The organism is Vibrio rhizosphaerae (assembly GCF_024347095.1).
Taxonomy (GTDB): Bacteria; Pseudomonadota; Gammaproteobacteria; order Enterobacterales; family Vibrionaceae; genus Vibrio; species Vibrio rhizosphaerae.
In genome coordinates, this window is record NZ_AP024903.1 from 3,144,171 (window position 1) to 3,161,543 (window position 17,373).

Sequence of the window (17,373 nt, forward strand, 5' to 3'; positions counted from 1 at the left end):
TATGCCATACTCTACGAGTGAACGGACAACAATAATCAATGTTCGCATATGAATTAAAATACATTATCATCTGAAACCATCTCTCTTTACGTCTCGTTCAGGCAAACCGCACAACCACATCACTCAGGGAAAGGTATTCGCCACCAGAAAGGCATCTGAAAATTTGCCTTCTGCTTCTGATAGGTACAAAACGACACAGTGCTTTTAAATAAATTGGATCACGGACAAAACTATGAACCCAGATATACGGTATAAAGGAGGGAGTCAGATAGCTCATTCCTTTTACCTGAATAACGATGTCTCAAACACATCTGAGAGAATCTTGCTCTACTGACAGGATAATAGCTGTTACACTAGGAAATATTAGAAAAGTTGAACGATATTACAGTTGAAATAGTATATTATTAAAAGACTCCAGTGGTTATGGTGATGAATTTGGACCACAATTTAACTAAACAGATAGAAGAGATATGTGCCGCAAGAGGTGTCCGGTTGACATCTCAACGTAAGCGAGTGTTTGAGCTTATCTGTTCCAGTAGAAAGGCATCCAGTGCCTATGAGCTGCTTGAAGCGTTACAGCAAAGTGAACCTCAGGCAAAACCACCGACCGTTTATCGGGCGCTCGATTTTCTGATGGGACAGGGCTTTATCCACCGTGTAGAGTCAACCAACAGCTACATTTCATGTTGCTCTTGTAATGCACATAAACACTTCTCACATCTTTTAATCTGCAAACAATGTAGTGATGTGACCGAACTTCAGGATGAGACATTGGTCTTATCTCTGGAACATAATGCAGAGAAGCACGGATTTAAGATTACAAACCATGTCATTGAATCTCATGGTATTTGCCAAACGTGCTCCTCAGAAACAAAGAGAGAAACAGTAAAAGATTATGCGCGCTGAGTTTGTAAATCCGTTTTTAGCGTCTCTGATGAACGTGTTAAAAACCATGGCTTCACTTGAATTGAAACCTCAAAAGCCAAGAGTAAAAAAAGATGAAATTGCTCGAGGTGATATTTCGGGACTGATCGGGATGGTTGGCGATCAAACCCGGGGATCGATGTCGATTACTTTTGATGAAAGCCTCGCACTGGAAATCATGCAAAACATGTTGGGCGAACGCCCGAATGGCTTGAATGAAGAAGTGACGGATATGGTGGGTGAAATCACCAATATGGTGACAGGCGGAGCTAAAAGAATCCTCGCTGAAAGTGGCTTCGATTTCAATATGGCAACGCCGGTTGTCGTATCAGGTCGTGGCCACACGATTCGTCACAAGTGCGAAGGGGCAATTATTATCATGCCTTTCACCTCGACTTGGGGAAATGCATTTATCGAGATCTGCTTCGAGTAGTTTTCGATTCATACCGATGTAAAAACAGGAGCTGGTTTTGCCAGCTCCTGTTTACTTTTATATCACGCTAAATGTTCGTCTTAACGAAGGGCTTTATACGCATTAATCAGTCCATTGGTTGAACTGTCATGAGATGTCACTTGCTCATCACTTTCCAACTCAGGCAAAATTGCATTGGCTAGTTGCTTACCGAGTTCAACACCCCACTGATCAAAAGTGAAGATGTTCCAGATTGCTCCCTGTGTGAAGATCTTATGTTCATAGATGGCAATCAACTGACCCAGTACACGCGGAGTGATTTGCTTCACCAAGATGGAGTTCGTCGGACGATTCCCTTCAAATACTTTAAACGGAACAAGTTCAGCGACTTCCTCTGCGGTTTTGCCAGCGGCAATGAATTCAGCTTCCACTTGTTCTTTGGTTTTACCAAACGCCAAAGCTTCTGTTTGTGCGAAGAAGTTAGACAACAGTTTCGGATGATGATCCGATGTCGGATTATGTGAAACCGCTGGGGCAATAAAATCACAAGGAATCATTTTTGTACCTTGGTGAATCAACTGATAGAAAGCATGTTGACCATTGGTACCCGGTTCACCCCAGATAATCGGCCCGGTCTGATAATCAACCGGCTGACCATTACGATCGACATATTTACCATTCGATTCCATATTCCCCTGCTGGAAATAGGCCGCAAAACGGTGCATATACTGATCATAAGGCAGAATTGCTTCCGACTCAGCACCGTAGAAGTTGTTGTACCAAATACCAATCAGTGCCAATAATACCGGGATATTTTTCTCAAACGGTGTCGATACGAATGCCTGATCGACTTCATGGGCACCAGCAAGTAATTCGACAAAGTTATCAAAACCAATCCCCAAAATGATCGACAAGCCAATGGCAGACCATAAAGAATAACGGCCACCAACCCAGTTCCAGAACTCGAACATATTGTCGGTATCAATCCCAAAAGCAGCAACGGCTTCAGCATTGGTTGAAAGTGCTGCAAAGTGCTTCGCGACTTGAGATTCATCTTTTGCTTCGGCAAGGAACCAATCACGTGCGGTGTGCGCATTGGTCATTGTTTCCTGAGTCGTAAATGTTTTAGACGCAACGAGGAATAATGTTGTTTCTGGATTAACCTGCTTGAGCACTTCAACGATATGTGTGCCGTCAACATTAGAGACAAAATGCATATTCAGGTGATTTTTATATGGCTTCAGAGCTTCCGTAACCATATATGGTCCTAAATCAGAACCGCCGATACCGATGTTCACAACATCCGTGATTGCCTTGCCGGTATACCCTTTCCACTCACCGGAAATAATCCGTTCGGAGAAGTGCTTCATTTTCTCCAGCACAGCATTGACTGCCGGCATCACGTCTTCACCATCTGAATAAATTGGTGTATTGGAACGATTCCGCAACGCTACATGCAACACAGACCGGTCTTCTGTCCGGTTAATTTTTTCACCACTGAACATCGCTTCCATTGCGCTTTTCAGGTCTGTTTCTTCTGCCAGCGCCAATAAGAGTTTCAGCGTCTCTTCATTGATGAGGTTTTTAGAATAATCGACCAGAATATCATCGCCAAAACGTAGAGAGAACGTTTCAAAGCGCTGACTGTCTTGGCTGAAAAGTGTTTTTAAGTCGACACCTTTCATTGATTCAAAATGAGCAGACAGTGCTTTCCAGGCCTGTGTTTCTGTTGGGTTGATATTTTTTAGCATGGTATCTATCCCGAATTTAATAGGTCCTATTCTGCCGAGCAGCATGAGCGATCGTTACAGAATTCCAAAGACAAAAAACAAACCAATTGCAGCATGCGCACCAATACACCTAACAAGGTCACAGCTATATTTCGATTTGTATCCGATTCGCTGATTATACTTAATTTTCAGAGCGAAATTATGTTTTAGCTCAAATCAGACGAGTCAATTTTTATTCCATTGGTACAAAAAAGTGATTGTACGGTAACTAGAAACATCCCACTATACAGACACGCGTGAAATTAACAATCGTTCTAACAGGTGCTTACAATGTGGTCACAAACCATCATCTATCTTCAGGAGAAACAACGAGGATTTCATCTGATTACAGACGAAGTGGTCGAACAACTCCCCCAACTTCAGTCGATTTCTGTCGGTCTGCTCCATTTGTTTATTCAGCATACATCAGCCAGTTTAAGTATTAATGAAAACGCGGATCCGACGGTTCGGGATGATATGGAAGCCCACTTTAACCGCAGTATTCCAGAAAGAGCACCATACTATCGACACACCTATGAAGGGGATGATGACATGCCCGCTCATATAAAATCATCCACGCTGGGGGCAAGCCTGACGATCCCGATTACTCAGGGAGAGCTGGCAATGGGAATCTGGCAGGGAATCTATTTGGGGGAACATAGAAATCATGGCGGACAGCGCAAGCTTATTGCAACCATCTCAGGAGAATAACCGTCGTCTTTTATCTGAACGATCAGCTTGATGAGTGAAAATCATCACTCATCATCAAAATCAAATGCAGGCCCTGCGTAGTTATCAAAACGGGAATATTGCCCCTGAAATGTTAAGCGTACCGAACCAATCGGACCATTCCGTTGCTTACCGAGAATGATTTCAGCGGTGCCTTTCATGGCACTATCCGGATGATAGACTTCATCACGGTAAATAAACATAATCAAGTCGGCATCCTGCTCGATAGACCCCGATTCCCTCAGATCCGAGTTAACCGGTCGTTTGTCTGCCCGTTGCTCCAGCGAGCGGTTTAACTGAGACAGAGCGACCACAGGGACATTTAACTCTTTCGCCAATGCTTTCAGGGAGCGAGAGATTTCTGCAATTTCCAGCGTCCGGTTATCGGACAGCGCCGGAACCCGCATCAATTGCAGGTAGTCAACCATGATGAGTGATAATCCGCCATGCTCCCGTGCAACCCGGCGTGCTCGTGAACGAAGTTCAGTGGGGGTCAGGCCCGAGCTGTCATCAATGAACATATTTTTCTTTTCCATGAGAATTCCCATGGTGGACGAAATTCTGGCCCAATCCTCATCATCCAGATTACCGGTTCGAATCTTGGTTTGATCGACACGAGATAAAGACGCCAGCATCCGCATCATGATCTGCTCAGAAGGCATCTCCAGAGAAAAAATTAAAACGGGTTTATCTTGCTCCATCGCCGCATTTTCACACAAGTTCATCGCGAAGGTTGTTTTCCCCATTGATGGACGCGCAGCGACAATAATTAAGTCTGAGGGCTGCAAACCAGCCGTCTTTTTGTTCAAATCAGTAAAACCGGTATTCACCCCCGTAACACCATCCTGAGGGCTTTTATACAAAATTTCGATTCTCTCTAACGTTTTCTCTAAAATCGAATCGACATTTTGCGGGCCTTCATTTTCATTGGTCCGAGACTCTGCAATGGCAAAAACTTTACTTTCCGCAAAGTCCAACAGATCCTCTGAACTGCGGCCCTGCGGATCATAGCCGGCATCAGCAATTTCATTCGCAACCCCAATGAGGTTACGTACCAAAGCTCGCTCAGCCACAATATCTGCATATGCATTAATATTTGCAGCACTCGGCGTATTTTTAGCCAGGTCGGTCAGGTAGGCAAAACCACCGACATCTTCCAGTTGTTCACGTTGTTCCAGAAACTCAGAGAGTGTAATCAGATCCAGCGGTTTGCCCCCTTCCAGAATCGATTTAATCCCATCAAAGATCAAACGATGTGGACGGCTGAAAAAGTCACTGGTCACGACACGTTCGGCCACGGTGTCCCACCGCTCATTATCCAGTAGTAATCCTCCCAGAACGGATTGCTCCGCTTCCAGTGAATGGGGAGGCATTTTGATACCTTCAACTTGGGCGTCAGTTTGCTTACGATTTCTGTTTTCAAACTTGGTATTAACCATGACTTTTCTCAATAGCTCGACAAAGTGTGCCCATTATAACGAGAATATCGTATTTGTAATTATCTCATGCAGAATTAACCCAGAACTGACTATTGACCAAGTGATTCACTCTAGTATTGTTCCTAGCTTAATAATGGTCAGTCTTTAGAGGTCTCGTGTGTTTAGGTGTTGGCTGATACCCTTCAGTCTTTGTGTTATCAGTACTGTTCATGCAGAAGAAGAATCAAAAGAGCAAGAGTTGCCTTCTCCGCTTCAGGGGCAGGTCGAGCTCGGCTACCAGAGGCATTCAGGTAATACCAATACAGAATCGCTCAATGTGAATATATTGGCTGAATATACCGAAGGAAGACACCGGACGACAGGCAAATGGGAGTTTTACCGACTGGATAAATATGGTGGTGAATACAAGAGAAAATCCACTTATACGCTCCAGTCCGACTACAAAGTCAGCCCGAAAGGTTATGTGTATGGAAGTTTTAACGGAATTGATTCCAAATACAGTGCTTATTTTAAGGACTATACCTTCTCGGCAGGTTACGGTTATCAATTGACACATACCGATCAACTCACCATTGAGCTTGAGCTGGGTCCCGGTTATCGGTATCAAAAGCCGAACCTCGACGAACTTAGTTCTAAAGACCTGATTTTCCCGGAAACAGTCAGGGAACCCATTGTTCGAGGAAATGCCAGAATCGACTGGAGTTTGACAAAAACCGTGACACTAGGCAGCGATATTACTGTCGTCTCCGGTGACAGCAACACACTCATGACCACCAATGTCAGTCTGACCAATGATATCACCCAAAATCTCGCCTTAAAGCTCGATTACTCGCGCTCCTATCACTCACGTGTTCCAGATAGCCTTAAAAAAGCGGACAGTGCAACATCGATCAATGTGGTCTACCATTTTTGAACACCGAAACAGCATTATCCGGTTTCTAAAGACATAAAAAAACACCAGCCTAAGCTGGTGTTTTTATACGGAAACGGCTGGAAAATTATTCAGCAACAACCTGTAGTTTAACTTCTGCAAACACTTCAGAATGAAGTTGAATGCTGATGTCATACTCACCGACGTTACGTAGAGCACCTTCAGGAAGACGAACTTCACTCTTGCTCACTTGAACACCAGCAGCAGTTACTGCATCAGCAATATCGCGAGTACCGATAGAACCGAACAGTTTACCTTCTTCGCCAGATTTTGATGCAATCACAACCGCTTCCAGAGCGTTTACTTTGTCCGCGCGTGATTGTGCAGCAGCCAGTTGCTCAGCAACTTGGGCTTCTAATTCGGCACGACGGTGCTCAAACATCTCAACGTTTGCTTTAGTTGCCATAACTGCTTTACCTTGAGGGATAAGAAAGTTACGAGCATAACCAGATTTTACGTTGACTGTATCACCAAGACCACCTAGGTTACCGATTTTATCAAGTAGAATAACTTGCATTGTTTAATCCTCTTTCTTAATAAACGGTGCCGATTACTGATGCTTGTCAGTGTATGGCAATAGAGCTAGGTAGCGAGCACGCTTAATAGCACGAGCTAGCTGACGCTGATATTTAGCGCTAGTACCAGTGATACGGCTTGGTACGATTTTACCAGCTTCAGTAATATAGTTTTTAAGAGTTGCTACATCTTTGTAATCAATCTCTTGGACGCCTTCTGCAGTAAAACGGCAGAATTTACGACGACGGAAGAAACGAGCCATGGGCTATCTCCTGATCTAAATTTGAGTAATCTCTTGAGCATGAAGTACCAATTTTCCAACACCATTCCGGTCGGTCTGATAAGTGACAAAACCACTTACCTTGATACTGCTGCCCTGTACTAAGTTGTGAGTGAAAGACTGTGACCTCTGACCACTAACCACGACGGGCATTCGACAATAAACCTGTCTAGGTAAATCCGCTTCAACAGCAACCGAACGATGCTCTAACCAAAAGCGACAATGTTCGATGCCTGACGGACTCTGGCTTCGAATGGGATGCTTGACAATCGTACCGCTAAGTTCCATTCGATTGGTCATAGATTCAATTACTCAGCAGCCTCTGCATTGTTGTCTTCTGATCTCACTTCATCACGCTTAGAACGCTCTTCACGAGCTTTCAGCATGATTGATGGTTCAGTTACAGCTGACTTAGTACGCATAATCATGTTACGCAGAACTGCATCGTTAAAACGGAAAGCAGTTTCCAGTTCATCAACAACTGACTGCTCAGCTTCTACATTCATCAGAACATAGTGAGCTTTGTGCAGTTTATTAATTGGGTATGCAAGTTGACGACGTCCCCAATCTTCTAGACGGTGAATTGTACCGCCAGCTTCAGTGATAGAACCAGTGTAACGCTCGATCATGCCAGCAACTTGCTCGCTTTGATCTGGGTGCACCATGAATACGATTTCGTAATGACGCATGTTTGCTCCTTACGGATTATTCAGCTTCCACAATTGGCCCGGTCGTCCAGAGGAAGCAAGGAACGATAAAGTAAGTGACCAGGAATTTAAGAGGACGAATAGTACAGAAAGGAAGCAGTATTAGCAAGAGAAATGTGAGACAGAAGTACCATAAAACAAAGGACGAGCCGATGGCTCGTCCTAGCTATTCATCCGATTAATCTTCATCAACAAACTGTGCTTGAAGATAGTTTTCTAACCCAGTCATTTCAATTAAACCAAGCTGGGTTTCAAGCCAGTCAACATGTTCTTCTTCATCAGCCAGGATATCGAGAAACAGATCTCTGGAAACATAATCGCGGATGTTTTCAGCGTAAGCTATCGCCTCTTTCAAATCAGGAATCGCGGTCATCTCTAATTTAAGATCACACTCGAGCATTTCTTTGGTATCTTCACCAATCATAAGTTTTCCCAAATCCTGCAGGTTTGGGAGCCCTTCTAAGAATAGTATCCGCTCAATCAAATGATCAGCATGTTTCATCTCATCGATAGACTCATGATACTCTTTGTCTGCCAGCTGTTTGAGTCCCCAATCTTTATACATTCGAGCATGTAGAAAATACTGGTTGATTGCAATCAGCTCATTGGCCAGAATTTTGTTCAGATGTTGAATAATTACTGGATCGCCTTTCATGACAAAATCTCCTCTTTGAGTCTATTAACTTTACAACCCAATAGAGAAGTGTCAATTTTTAATCTGTAAAAACAGACGATTAGTTTTAACTAACTCACTTGTTTATACTGCGATGCAACCGTTTCGTTCAATATATCCTTAGCGTGACGAACACACTTTCCGCATTGACTCCCTAGTGCAGTACAGCGCCGAATTCCTTTCATATCACTGATACCCTCTTCAAGAACGAGCTGTCGCAGTTTTTTATCAGAAACAGAATGACAAAGACAAACAATCATAACGGCACAACACTATATGGAAAACACAATACAAATATAAACGATAATCGTTACTATTTCCATATCTGAATTTCAGTCTTTTATAACGATAGAACACGATGTTGGCGGAGAGTCACTGTGAATGGCAATATTTTCGCAAAGGAAGATTAGATGTCACTGCTTTGAACCGTGACCTAGTACTATTCTCGGATGGGGTTATTCTATGTTTATACCAGCCTGTTTTCGTCCGGGACAATAACAGTAAAAAAGGGAAACCATTGGTTTCCCTTTTTCTAACTCGTATCGAGCTCAAATCATTATGCGATGATTTTTGCTACAACACCAGCGCCAACTGTACGGCCACCTTCACGGATCGCAAAACGTAGACCTTCGTCCATCGCGATTGGCGCAATCAGTTCAACTGTCATCTGAATGTTATCGCCTGGCATAACCATCTCTACGCCTGCTGGCAACTCGATGCTACCTGTAACGTCCGTTGTACGGAAGTAGAACTGTGGACGATAACCTTTGAAGAATGGCGTATGACGACCACCTTCATCTTTTGACAACACGTATACTTCTGATTCGAATTTCGTGTGTGGCGTGATTGAACCTGGTTTAGCCAGTACCTGACCACGTTCTACTTCGTCACGCTTCGTTCCACGGAGCAACACACCAACGTTCTCACCTGCACGACCTTCGTCAAGCAGCTTACGGAACATCTCTACACCTGTACATGTTGTCTTCGTCGTATCTTTCACACCAATGATTTCAACTTCGTCACCAACTCGGATGATTCCCTGCTCTACACGACCTGTCACAACTGTACCACGGCCTTGGATTGAGAATACATCTTCGATTGGCAGCAGGAATGCTTGGTCGATCACACGCTCTGGCTCTGGGATGTAGCTGTCAAGAGCTTCTGCCAACTCAACAATCTTCTTCTCCCACTGCTCTTCACCGTTCAGTGCACCCAGTGCTGAACCTTGGATAACTGGTAGGTCATCTCCTGGGAAATCGTATTCTGAAAGCAGTTCACGAACTTCCATTTCTACAAGTTCTAGCAGCTCTTCATCATCAACCATGTCACATTTGTTCATGAAAACGATGATGTAAGGAATACCAACCTGACGGCCTAAGAGAATGTGCTCACGAGTTTGTGGCATTGGGCCATCTGTCGCAGCAACAACTAGGATACCACCGTCCATCTGTGCTGCACCGGTGATCATGTTTTTAACATAGTCCGCGTGTCCAGGACAGTCTACGTGTGCGTAGTGACGTGTCGGTGTATCGTACTCTACGTGTGAAGTAGAGATCGTGATGCCGCGCTCACGCTCTTCTGGGGCGTTATCGATTGACGCAAAGTCACGTGCTGCTCCGCCGTATACTTTAGAAAGTACTGTACAGATTGCTGCTGTTAATGTTGTTTTACCGTGGTCAACGTGGCCGATAGTACCAACGTTTACGTGCGGTTTCGTACGTTCAAATTTTTCTTTAGACACGATCGTGTTCCTTCCTAGTTATGATTCACTCTAAGTAACGTACACTTAAAGTGCGCCAGAAATTGCTATTTTATGCGTCAACGTACGTCAACGCAATAGATTCGTTATTAACCACTATTTGCGACAAATAAAGGTTAACCACGCTCAGCGACAATTGCATCAGCAATGTTTTTCGGCACTTCTGCGTATTCAGAGAATTCCATCGAATACGAAGCGCGGCCTTGAGTCGCAGAACGCAGGTCTGTTGCGTAACCAAACATCTCAGAAAGTGGTACTTTGGCATGAATAATTTTCAGTCCCGCAGGGCCATCATCCATACCTTCAATGAGACCACGACGACGGTTCAAATCACCGACGACATCCCCCATCCAATCTTCTGGTGTAGTTACTTCAACTTTCATCAGCGGTTCAAGAATCACTGGGTTTGCTTGCAGCGCACCTTTCTTGAATGCCATTGAGCCAGCGATCTTAAACGCCATCTCACTTGAATCGACATCGTGGAATGAACCATCAAACAGTGTTGCTTTGATATCCAAGACAGGATAACCAGCGAGCACACCGTTATTCATTTGTTCCTCGATACCTTTTGCGACTGGATTAATGAATTCCTTCGGAATTGCCCCACCCACAATTTCGTCAACAAAGACAAAACCTTCACCCGGTTCTGAGGGCTCAATTTTCAGCCATACATGACCATATTGACCACGTCCACCAGACTGACGAACAAACTTGCCTTCGACTTCCGTTCGACCACGAATGGTTTCACGATAAGCAACCTGAGGTTTGCCCACGTTGCAATCCACGCTAAACTCACGCTTCATCCGGTCAACAATGATATCCAAGTGAAGTTCACCCATACCAGATATCAGAGTCTGACCCGTTTCAGCATCAGTTTCAACGCGGAATGATGGATCTTCAGCCGCCAGTTTTCCTAGCGCAATCCCCATCTTTTCCTGATCCGCTTTAGAGCGTGGCTCTACAGCGATTTGAATCACCGGTTCTGGGAACTCCATGCGTTCCAGAATAACCTTATGATTCTGATCGCAAAGCGTGTCACCAGTGGTGACGTCTTTCAAGCCAATCGCGGCAGCAATATCACCGGCACGAACTTCTTTGACTTCTTCACGTTTGTTTGAATGCATCTGAACGATACGTCCAACCCGTTCACGCTTTTGTTTGACCGAGTTATAAACTGCATCACCAGAATTTAATACACCGGAATAAACCCGAACGAAGGTCAAAGTACCCACAAATGGGTCCGTTGCGATCTTAAATGCAAGTGCTGAAAACGGTTCAGTATCATCGGCATGGCGCTCAATCTCATTTTCATGATCATCAACACCTTTAATTGATGGAACATCAATAGGTGATGGTAAAAATTCGATGACGGCATCCAGAACAGCCTGAACCCCTTTGTTTTTAAATGCACTACCGCAAGTCGCCAGAACAATTTCATTATTCAGAGTCCGAGTCCGCAAACCAAGTTTAATCTCGTCTTCGCTTAACTCGCCCTCTTCAAGGTATTTGTCCATCAATTCTTCATTGGCTTCAGCGGCAGATTCCACCATATGGCTACGCCATTCTTCAGCCAGTTCGAGCATATCCGCCGGGATATCCTCATAAGTGAAAGTCATGCCCTGATCTTCATCATTCCAGTTGATGGCTTTCATTTTGAATAGGTCAATAACACCTTTAAATTCATCTTCTGCACCGATATTTAACTGAATCGGTACAGGTGTTGCGCCTAGTCGATCTTTAATTTGATTTACCACACGCAAGAAATCTGCACCAGCACGGTCCATCTTGTTCACGAAAACTAATCTCGGAACATGATATTTATCCGCCTGACGCCATACTGTTTCAGACTGAGGTTCAACACCAGAGGCACCACAAAAAACGACCACAGCACCATCAAGTACACGAAGAGAACGCTCAACTTCAATCGTAAAGTCAACGTGTCCGGGAGTATCGATAATATTGATGCGATGATCGGGGAATTGCGCCTGCATACCACGCCAGAATGTGGTCGTTGCTGCAGAAGTAATGGTGATACCGCGTTCCTGCTCTTGCTCCATCCAGTCCATGGTTGCTGCACCATCGTGAACTTCGCCGATTTTATGAGACAGGCCGGTGTAGAACAGAATACGCTCAGTAGTGGTTGTTTTTCCTGCGTCTACATGAGCACATATACCGATGTTACGGTAGCGCTCGATAGGAGTTTTACGAGCCACGGTTGTATCCTCTTAACTAAGGTGGACCTTAGAAAATAGAAAAGTACTGCGGGTATCCCCGCAGTACAGGAGGTATTACCAACGGTAATGAGCAAACGCTTTGTTTGCTTCAGCCATACGGTGAACGTCTTCACGTTTCTTAACCGCAGAGCCTTTGTTTTCTGCAGCATCCAGCATTTCAGCAGCCAGACGAGCAGCCATAGATTTCTCACCACGCTTACGCGCAGCTTCAACCAACCAACGCATAGCAAGTGCGTTACGGCGAACCGGACGAACTTCTACAGGCACTTGGTAAGTTGAACCACCCACACGACGAGATTTAACCTCAACCGCTGGACGAACATTTTCAAGAGCTTCTTCGAATACAGCTAAGTGATCTTTACCAGATTTCTCAGCCATAGTATCTAATGCAGTGTAAACAATCTTTTCTGCAACTGATTTTTTTCCGTCAACCATAAGGATGTTGACGAATTTTGCCAGCAGTTCAGACTTGAACTTCGGATCTGGAAGGATCTTACGCTGACCAATTACGCGACGACGTGGCATGGATATTCTCCGTTGTCTTCTTCAGGTTATCCAAAACTTTTCAGTTTCTTCAAAAATTAATATTTAAATTAGTGTTTGGCCTTACTTAACGCTTATTTCAACAGAGAAACATTAAGATTTAGGACGCTTCACACCGTACTTAGAACGACCTTGTTTACGGTCATTAACGCCCGCACAGTCAAGTGCGCCACGAACAGTGTGGTAACGAACACCCGGAAGGTCTTTAACACGACCACCACGGATCAACACAACACTGTGCTCTTGTAGGTTGTGACCTTCACCACCGATATATGAAGTAACTTCAAAACCGTTAGTTAAACGTACACGACATACTTTACGAAGTGCTGAGTTAGGTTTTTTTGGTGTAGTAGTGTATACACGAGTACATACACCACGTTTTTGTGGGCACGCTTCTAGTGCTGGCACGTTGCTTTTTGCAACTTGCTTCACACGAGGTTTGCGAACCAACTGGTTAATAGTTGCCATTAACTAGCTCCTGATTTACTGAAAGTAAGCTTTGTGAAAAATCTATGCCCTATACAAATAGGGACGCAAAATTCTATGCACCGCGGCTAGATGTGTCAAGAAATATACAGTTTTTTTTTAGGCAGGCAGGAAAAGTTATTCCCAAGTCATTGTGGTGTGGTGTTGTTCCGTCAATTCAACAAATCCCAAATAGTCGATGATCGTTGCCAAAGGACTGACCCGATGATAAATCCCTCGAGCTTTTACATCGGCTTCTAGCACAAATACCGTTTTTCCTGCCAACCATTCGAATGCATAGTGCAGCGGATTTGCAGCATATACGGCGTCTTCAATCAGAAGGAGAACATCTTGCGCTGAATAGTAGGGAGTTACTTGTTTTAATGCGGTATCTGTTTTTATCACATGGAGCATAATATTTCTCAAAAACTCAAAATTTTATCGGCCTGATGCAATATTTCTGTCAGTGTGTCGTCCTGCACAACCGTCACAGGGATGATCAAATCATCTTGTGTCACACCTCGTTGGGTTAATGCCCTCTGAGACACAAAGACCTGATCGATGTCGTACAAATCGAGTAATTTGAGCATCGGTGCATAGTTTTTGCTGAGAATCTCGTCTGTTTCTTGCCCCTGAAGAAGTTGCAGCACACCATCCCCAATGAAAACGACAGCAATGTTTTCACTATAAGCAGAGGCTGCTAACAGCGCATCCACACCTTCTCTTCCGGAACTTCGACCATGAGGTGCGTGCTGAAAAACATAAATCAAACGATTCAAAATTGTATGATCCTATCTTGTGTCAACATGGCCTCGGCTAAGCTCCCAAGACCGGCCTGCACAAACTCGTCTGCCAGATTATCTTTAAAAACACAATGTTGGGTCGCTTCCTTTTCACTCAAAATCCCTCGCCTCAAAGCAGCTGCGACACAAGTTTCAAGACTGACACAATGTTCTTTCGCTAAACTTTGCCAAGCTTTGGCCAGGTCAAACTCATCATTGGCTGGGACAGATAATGAAGTCCCGTTCGTCACGCCGTCCTGATAGAAAAACACGCTCACCAGCGTATGACCTTTCTGGAGTAAAGCGCGTGCAAACTGATAGGCACTCCGGGCTGACTGGGTACCGTACAGTGGTCCATTGACAACCAATGTGTAAGTCAGAGCACTCACTTTTCATCGTCCTCTGTTTTACGCTGACGAATATAAAGGTACACGGTATGTTTCGATATGTTCAGACGATCAGCAACACGATTGATCGCGTCTTTAATATCAAAGATGCCTTTATCGTATAAAGCCATCACAATCTGTCGATTCTTGGTATTATTCGACACGGATTTATCCGCATTGATTTCTTCGATCGTCCGCTCAACGGTCTGATCAACCAATTCTTCAACATCACTGGCAAAATTGACAGATGATGCCGCATCCTGTGCATCTTGATTAGGCATAAATGACTGCAGAATCTGGGAAAATGGCGCATCGAGATTCACGTTAATGCACAACAATCCAATCACGCGATTATCACCGTTACGAATCGCAATTGTGATGGATTTCATTAATACACCACCTTTTGCCCGGGTAAAGTAAGAGCGGGAAAAATTCCGTTCAGACCCTTCAATATCTTTCAGCATTTTTAACGCTAAATCTGTAATCGGTGAACCGACCTGACGACCGGTATTCTCACCATTGGCGATTTTGATCGCAGATGTATTCAAGTCTTCCAGTGAATGTAATACGATTTCACAAAAAGGGCCGATTAGGCTTGCCAGACCATCTACAATAGCCTCATAAGAACGGAGAATGATTTGATCATGCTCTGTAAACGGTTTTACATGCACAGATTCAATTTCCAGTAACATGTCAGCATTGAGTGTCTCTGTCGTCGCCACTTTGTCCCAGCCTTCAAAAATATCAACAAATGAATGTAAGTTTATCAGAAAATTTTAAAGTATTGCTAAGCTATCGTATCAACAACTGATTTAAGACAAATTTATATCCATCACACGAAAAAAAGAGGCCCGAATAATCAGACCTCTTTCATCATATAAATTGTTCAGAACGGCTATTTCACCATGACTGCTTGTTATTTACTCGTCTTCTTAGCGGCATCCGCTTTTTCAACTTTCAACAACTCAACTTCAAACACCAGGGTTGAATCAGCAGGAATCGACGGAGTATCTCTGTCGCCATAAGCCAGTTCAGGTGGAATGACAAACTTGTATTTAGCGCCAACTTTCATCAGCTGAACACCTTCCGTCCAACCGGGAATGACACGGTCCAGCGGGAATGTAGCAGGTTCACCACGATCATAAGAGCTATCGAACTGAGTCCCATCGATCAATGTCCCTTTATAATGGACTTGAACTGTATCGGTCGCTTTTGGTGTCTCACCAGTCCCTTTTGTGATCACTTGATACAACAGTCCTGACTTGGTTTTCTTCACACCATCTTGTTTTTCAAATTTGGCACGGAAATCATCACCGGCTTTTTTGTTCGCTTCAGCTTTCTCTTTGGCTTTTGTTGTTGCCAATGTATTTAGCCGTTTATCGAAATCTTCCAATGCTTTACGAGCATCTTCATCTGTCATCGCTGATTTATCAGCGAAGGCATTTTGAATCCCTTGCAGCACGATATCTTTGTCCAGAGTAATGCCATATTCTTTCGGCTTTTCAAGACTTGTATTCAGATAATTAGCAAAAGAGACACCGATAGCATACGCTGCTTTTTCATCATCTGACTTAAACTGGACCGCTGCTGGTTTAGCTGCATCTTGAGTTGCAGCTTGAGTTTCTTGTTTTTCTTTATCTTGGCAACCAGCTGCAAGTATTACAGCGGCCGCAAGAAACGATACTTTTAACAATGATTTCATTCAATTCTCCAAATACGTGGGCAAACCTTTTGTAATTACTCATAATTTCTTGACTAAAACTGATGAGCAACACATTGTTATATAAATATAACGTGATGTGATTCGAATGTCTTTAACTCTCAATGGAAATTCAGACTGATGCGAATATTTTCCCTTTATCTATTCATGTTAATTGTCAGTGTGACGTTAAATGGGTGCTTTTTCTTCACATCTCCTGTTCAAAAATGGGAGATCACCCCAGAAGGCGCAACGGCTTTCGGCCTAAGTCGAGATGGTCGCTTTGCTCTGACCTATTCTCAAAAAAATCAGCTCCAGCTCTGGGATCTTTCCGAAAACAAGCGGCTCGCGCTACTTGGCTCCCTCGATCAACAAAATAGCACTGTGACCAAAATTAGAATTTCAGACAACGATCGCTATGCCGTTACAGCCGGACAGAATAACTTCGCGGTCTGGGACTTAGCTTGGACACAGTCTAAAGGGCTCTGGTCTATTTCAGACGGACTCATCAGAGATATTGATCTCTCAAAAGATGGAGAACAAGTTCTTATGGGTCTATCCAATGGAAAAGCCATTTACGTGGACTTAGTCAGCGGAAGACGCATGGAGTTCCTTGCACATCACGAGAAAGTGAACTCTGTTGCATTATCCCCCAATGGACGTTTTGCCCTAACCGGCGGTAACGACTATCAGGCTTATCTATGGGATACAAAATCAGGTCAAATACTAAGAAAGTTTGAACATGAACAACGTGTTGTGCGGGTCGCATTGCAGAGAGACGGCAAGTTTGCATTTACATCCGATGGCGGAAATGAGGCCAGAGTGTGGGATTTACATTCAGGTCAAGAAGTATCCCATCTCCACAGTTTTGCCAGACAACTTATATTTTCTACCGTTCGATTTTCTGATGATGGGGCACAGCTCATTACCGGGACGCCTTCCGGCTATGTTGCCGTCTGGGATACACAAAGCGGTAAACAACTTGCTAAATTTTCAACGGAACCGCCAAAAGTAGATCCACCACCACGTTCTGTCGTGTATGATGTGGCCTTTGATCAACAGCATCGTGTCATATCAGCAAACTCAGCTGGTATTGCAGAAGCTTGGGAACTGAATGAGTAATAA

General features: G+C 44.0%; 22 protein-coding genes. 5 read left to right on the plus strand and 17 right to left on the minus strand.

The genetic code is table 11. The annotated features are described in order from the left end of the window. Positions 1 to 423: 423 nt before the first annotated feature. Positions 424 to 906: a zinc uptake transcriptional repressor Zur gene (gene zur, locus OCV37_RS13590; RefSeq protein WP_157635102.1), complete on the plus strand. Its 483-nt coding sequence runs from the start codon at positions 424 to 426 to the stop codon at positions 904 to 906. Further along, positions 896 to 1,357 (plus strand): chemotaxis protein CheX, encoded by a 462-nt coding sequence (locus OCV37_RS13595; RefSeq protein WP_038186035.1) that lies wholly within the window; start codon positions 896 to 898, stop codon positions 1,355 to 1,357. The genes zur and OCV37_RS13595 overlap by 11 nt, the downstream gene beginning before the upstream one ends. An 80-nt stretch (positions 1,358 to 1,437) precedes the next feature. Here OCV37_RS13595 and pgi read toward each other — a convergent pair whose 3' ends face one another. Then, positions 1,438 to 3,087 carry a glucose-6-phosphate isomerase gene (pgi, locus tag OCV37_RS13600; protein WP_038186032.1) on the minus strand — a complete coding sequence of 550 codons (1,650 nt, stop codon included), beginning with the start codon at positions 3,085 to 3,087 and terminating at the stop codon, positions 1,438 to 1,440. A gap of 309 nt (positions 3,088 to 3,396) precedes the next feature. Between pgi and OCV37_RS13605 the strand changes: the two genes are divergently transcribed. Continuing rightward, positions 3,397 to 3,816, plus strand: coding sequence for a secondary thiamine-phosphate synthase enzyme YjbQ (locus tag OCV37_RS13605; protein ID WP_038186029.1), 420 nt, complete (start codon positions 3,397 to 3,399; stop codon positions 3,814 to 3,816). 44 nt (positions 3,817 to 3,860) lie between these two features. Here OCV37_RS13605 and OCV37_RS13610 read toward each other — a convergent pair whose 3' ends face one another. Further along, the gene (locus OCV37_RS13610; RefSeq protein WP_038186026.1) at positions 3,861 to 5,273 is read right to left on the minus strand and encodes a replicative DNA helicase; all 1,413 of its coding nucleotides are present in this window, start codon (positions 5,271 to 5,273) and stop codon (positions 3,861 to 3,863) included. 157 nt (positions 5,274 to 5,430) lie between these two features. Between OCV37_RS13610 and OCV37_RS13615 the strand changes: the two genes are divergently transcribed. Beyond that, positions 5,431 to 6,186: a DUF481 domain-containing protein gene (locus OCV37_RS13615; protein WP_051680899.1), complete on the plus strand. Its 756-nt coding sequence runs from the start codon at positions 5,431 to 5,433 to the stop codon at positions 6,184 to 6,186. Positions 6,187 to 6,271: 85 nt separating this feature from the next. Here OCV37_RS13615 and rplI read toward each other — a convergent pair whose 3' ends face one another. The 15 genes from rplI to fkpA all read right to left on the minus strand — a co-directional run bounded on the left by rplI (position 6,272) and on the right by fkpA (position 16,251). Then, the gene (rplI, locus tag OCV37_RS13620; protein WP_038186024.1) at positions 6,272 to 6,721 is read right to left on the minus strand and encodes a 50S ribosomal protein L9; all 450 of its coding nucleotides are present in this window, start codon (positions 6,719 to 6,721) and stop codon (positions 6,272 to 6,274) included. Between the two features lie 33 nt (positions 6,722 to 6,754). Next, positions 6,755 to 6,982: a 30S ribosomal protein S18 gene (rpsR, locus tag OCV37_RS13625; protein ID WP_000090471.1), complete on the minus strand. Its 228-nt coding sequence runs from the start codon at positions 6,980 to 6,982 to the stop codon at positions 6,755 to 6,757. 15 nt (positions 6,983 to 6,997) lie between these two features. After that, complete coding sequence (gene priB / locus OCV37_RS13630; RefSeq protein WP_074374473.1) at positions 6,998 to 7,300, minus strand: primosomal replication protein N; 303 nt, start codon at positions 7,298 to 7,300, stop codon at positions 6,998 to 7,000. Positions 7,301 to 7,308: 8 nt separating this feature from the next. Beyond that, complete coding sequence (rpsF, locus tag OCV37_RS13635; RefSeq protein WP_038186020.1) at positions 7,309 to 7,689, minus strand: 30S ribosomal protein S6; 381 nt, start codon at positions 7,687 to 7,689, stop codon at positions 7,309 to 7,311. 196 nt (positions 7,690 to 7,885) lie between these two features. After that, positions 7,886 to 8,362 carry a bacterioferritin gene (gene bfr / locus OCV37_RS13640; RefSeq protein WP_038186018.1) on the minus strand — a complete coding sequence of 159 codons (477 nt, stop codon included), beginning with the start codon at positions 8,360 to 8,362 and terminating at the stop codon, positions 7,886 to 7,888. 89 nt (positions 8,363 to 8,451) lie between these two features. Beyond that, positions 8,452 to 8,640, minus strand: a complete 189-nt coding sequence (locus tag OCV37_RS13645) for a (2Fe-2S)-binding protein (RefSeq protein ID WP_084717550.1) — start codon at positions 8,638 to 8,640, stop codon at positions 8,452 to 8,454. A gap of 296 nt (positions 8,641 to 8,936) precedes the next feature. After that, positions 8,937 to 10,121: an elongation factor Tu gene (tuf, locus tag OCV37_RS13650; RefSeq protein WP_038181313.1), complete on the minus strand. Its 1,185-nt coding sequence runs from the start codon at positions 10,119 to 10,121 to the stop codon at positions 8,937 to 8,939. Positions 10,122 to 10,255: 134 nt separating this feature from the next. Continuing rightward, complete coding sequence (gene fusA, locus OCV37_RS13655; RefSeq protein WP_038181309.1) at positions 10,256 to 12,352, minus strand: elongation factor G; 2,097 nt, start codon at positions 12,350 to 12,352, stop codon at positions 10,256 to 10,258. Between the two features lie 75 nt (positions 12,353 to 12,427). Further along, positions 12,428 to 12,898, minus strand: coding sequence for a 30S ribosomal protein S7 (gene rpsG / locus OCV37_RS13660; protein ID WP_038181306.1), 471 nt, complete (start codon positions 12,896 to 12,898; stop codon positions 12,428 to 12,430). Positions 12,899 to 13,009: 111 nt separating this feature from the next. Next, positions 13,010 to 13,384 (minus strand): 30S ribosomal protein S12, encoded by a 375-nt coding sequence (gene rpsL, locus OCV37_RS13665; protein ID WP_038181303.1) that lies wholly within the window; start codon positions 13,382 to 13,384, stop codon positions 13,010 to 13,012. Positions 13,385 to 13,519: 135 nt separating this feature from the next. Beyond that, entirely contained in the window at positions 13,520 to 13,795 is a 276-nt protein-coding gene (gene tusB, locus OCV37_RS13670; RefSeq protein ID WP_038181302.1) for a sulfurtransferase complex subunit TusB, read from the minus strand. Between the two features lie 8 nt (positions 13,796 to 13,803). After that, positions 13,804 to 14,160 (minus strand): sulfurtransferase complex subunit TusC, encoded by a 357-nt coding sequence (gene tusC / locus OCV37_RS13675; RefSeq protein ID WP_038181301.1) that lies wholly within the window; start codon positions 14,158 to 14,160, stop codon positions 13,804 to 13,806. After that, positions 14,157 to 14,552, minus strand: a complete 396-nt coding sequence (tusD, locus tag OCV37_RS13680; RefSeq protein ID WP_038181299.1) for a sulfurtransferase complex subunit TusD — start codon at positions 14,550 to 14,552, stop codon at positions 14,157 to 14,159. The genes tusC and tusD overlap by 4 nt, the downstream gene beginning before the upstream one ends. After that, the gene (locus tag OCV37_RS13685; protein WP_038181297.1) at positions 14,549 to 15,271 is read right to left on the minus strand and encodes a helix-turn-helix transcriptional regulator; all 723 of its coding nucleotides are present in this window, start codon (positions 15,269 to 15,271) and stop codon (positions 14,549 to 14,551) included. The genes tusD and OCV37_RS13685 overlap by 4 nt, the downstream gene beginning before the upstream one ends. Positions 15,272 to 15,465: 194 nt before the next feature. Continuing rightward, a complete protein-coding gene (gene fkpA, locus OCV37_RS13690) occupies positions 15,466 to 16,251 on the minus strand; it encodes an FKBP-type peptidyl-prolyl cis-trans isomerase (protein WP_038181295.1) in 786 nt (261 codons plus the stop codon). Positions 16,252 to 16,389: 138 nt separating this feature from the next. On the opposite strand from fkpA, the gene OCV37_RS13695 reads away from it, so the two are divergent. Beyond that, a complete protein-coding gene (locus OCV37_RS13695; protein WP_038181292.1) occupies positions 16,390 to 17,370 on the plus strand; it encodes a WD40 repeat domain-containing protein in 981 nt (326 codons plus the stop codon). The last annotated feature ends 3 nt before the right edge of the window (positions 17,371 to 17,373 follow it).

Coding starts and splice junctions, on each gene's coding strand:
- zur (WP_157635102.1), top strand. CDS start 424: ATGGTGATGAATTTGGACCACAATTTAACTAAACAGATAGAAGAGATA.
- OCV37_RS13595 (WP_038186035.1), top strand. CDS start 896: ATGCGCGCTGAGTTTGTAAATCCGTTTTTAGCGTCTCTGATGAACGTG.
- pgi (WP_038186032.1), bottom strand. CDS start 3,087: ATGCTAAAAAATATCAACCCAACAGAAACACAGGCCTGGAAAGCACTG.
- OCV37_RS13605 (WP_038186029.1), top strand. CDS start 3,397: ATGTGGTCACAAACCATCATCTATCTTCAGGAGAAACAACGAGGATTT.
- OCV37_RS13610 (WP_038186026.1), bottom strand. CDS start 5,273: ATGGTTAATACCAAGTTTGAAAACAGAAATCGTAAGCAAACTGACGCC.
- rplI (WP_038186024.1), bottom strand. CDS start 6,721: ATGCAAGTTATTCTACTTGATAAAATCGGTAACCTAGGTGGTCTTGGT.
- rpsR (WP_000090471.1), bottom strand. CDS start 6,982: ATGGCTCGTTTCTTCCGTCGTCGTAAATTCTGCCGTTTTACTGCAGAA.
- priB (WP_074374473.1), bottom strand. CDS start 7,300: ATGACCAATCGAATGGAACTTAGCGGTACGATTGTCAAGCATCCCATT.
- rpsF (WP_038186020.1), bottom strand. CDS start 7,689: ATGCGTCATTACGAAATCGTATTCATGGTGCACCCAGATCAAAGCGAG.
- bfr (WP_038186018.1), bottom strand. CDS start 8,362: ATGAAAGGCGATCCAGTAATTATTCAACATCTGAACAAAATTCTGGCC.
- OCV37_RS13645 (WP_084717550.1), bottom strand. CDS start 8,640: ATGATTGTTTGTCTTTGTCATTCTGTTTCTGATAAAAAACTGCGACAG.
- rpsG (WP_038181306.1), bottom strand. CDS start 12,898: ATGCCACGTCGTCGCGTAATTGGTCAGCGTAAGATCCTTCCAGATCCG.
- rpsL (WP_038181303.1), bottom strand. CDS start 13,384: ATGGCAACTATTAACCAGTTGGTTCGCAAACCTCGTGTGAAGCAAGTT.
- tusB (WP_038181302.1), bottom strand. CDS start 13,795: ATGCTCCATGTGATAAAAACAGATACCGCATTAAAACAAGTAACTCCC.
- fkpA (WP_038181295.1), bottom strand. CDS start 16,251: ATGAAATCATTGTTAAAAGTATCGTTTCTTGCGGCCGCTGTAATACTT.
- OCV37_RS13695 (WP_038181292.1), top strand. CDS start 16,390: ATGCGAATATTTTCCCTTTATCTATTCATGTTAATTGTCAGTGTGACG.